The sequence below is a fragment of the Geminicoccus harenae genome (assembly GCF_019800005.1).
GTDB lineage: Bacteria > Pseudomonadota > Alphaproteobacteria > Geminicoccales > Geminicoccaceae > Geminicoccus > Geminicoccus harenae.
In genome coordinates this window covers 1-1,545 of record NZ_JABGCL010000138.1, presented here as the reverse complement: position 1 = coordinate 1,545, position 1,545 = coordinate 1, and the positions used below count along the sequence as shown (strand labels likewise).

1 protein-coding gene is annotated in these 1,545 nt (G+C 31.8%); it reads right to left on the bottom strand.

The features are described 5' to 3' along the window. Positions 1-87 precede the first annotated feature (87 nt). Positions 88-1,545 (bottom strand): proton-conducting transporter transmembrane domain-containing protein (locus HLA95_RS30285; RefSeq protein WP_222185117.1); only part of this gene is annotated, 1,458 nt, incomplete at its 5' end.

Sequence of the window (1,545 nt, the reverse complement as noted above, 5' to 3'; positions counted from 1 at the left end):
CAAAGGATTAATTCCACTTTCAATTTAAGAAGTTTGAAATAATTAAAGAAGAGAAAAACAGATTCTGGTTTAATTCAAATTCAAAATTTAATTGAAATTAAAAAAGAAAAAGTAGTAAATTAATAAAAAAATGGATACATAAGATAAATACAAGAAAAGATAAGAAGAGATGCGTCCGCCTCCTACATATTTGATGCCTTCTCCTACAAAGAAACTCGTAACACCAACCCCATTCGTAATTCTATCAATTACTCGTCTATCAAAAAAATGAGTTAATTCAGCTAATCCTCTTATACTCTTAGTTAAAGATGTTGCATAAAAAGCATCTATGTAACCACGATTATATGACCAATTGTATATCACATTTGTTATTTTGTCCCAAAGAATTCTCTTAGGACCCATTTTAGCAAATGAATTAATTAAGTTCAAATTTTGTAAAGATGAATAAACAGGCTTATATAAAAGGAAGGCTATAAATATTCCCAAATACGCTATACTGACTGAAAAAATTGCATTTGTCACAAATTCATACCAATCCACAGAATTATTCGAATTTTGATGTAAAAGGTTTATAGACGGAGTTAACCATTTTGATAATATATCCAAATCTGTTCCTTCTTGATTGAAAGGAATTCCTATGGCTCCAACGAACAAAGTAAATACGACCAATACAAGCAAAGGGAATAACATAGTATTGTCTGATTCATGGGGATATGAGAAAGTGTTCTTAGTACCACAATGAGAAATAAAAGGTCGCGTCATCTTTCTTACATTACCATCAATTCGATATGTCTTCTTCGAAAAAAAAGAAGCCCTTTCATTATTATTCATTGTTAATAAAGTTAATAAATTCCATTTTTTTTGAATCGTTTTTGGTCCTTCTTTACCCCATAGAGATATTGAATAGAACGAGCTACCTTTTTTTCCACTATAATTTTGAAAATGAGCGTTTAAATGCCCCTCAAAAGTGAGTAAATAGATCCGAAACATATAAAATGCGGTTAATCCTGCTGTGGAACAAGCTATTATTGCAAAAATTGGTGAATACAACCAACTATCATTAAGAATTTCATCTTTGGACCAAAAACAAGCAAGAGGTGGAATACCACAAAGAGAAAGTGTGCCTAATAAAAAAGCCGTTTTTGTAATTGGCACATGTTTTGTTAAACCGCCCATAAGAACCATATTCTGACTTTTATCTGGAGAATATCCAACAATAGCTTCCATTGAATGAATAATTGATCCGGATCCTAAAAACAATAATGCTTTCGAATAAGCATGAGTAATCAAATGAAATAAAGCAGCTCGATAAGACCCCATACCTAGAGCTAACATCGTATAACCCAATTGAGACATTGTAGAATAGGCTAAACTTCTCTTAATATCTTTTTGCGCAAGAGCTAAAGTAGCTCCTAATAATACTGTTATTATACTTATCAAAGATATTAGATTCATTATGTAAGGTATGACTATGAAAAGAGGAAGAAGCCGAGCTACAAGAAAAATTCCCGCTGCTACCATAGTAGCAGCGTGTATAAGAGCCGA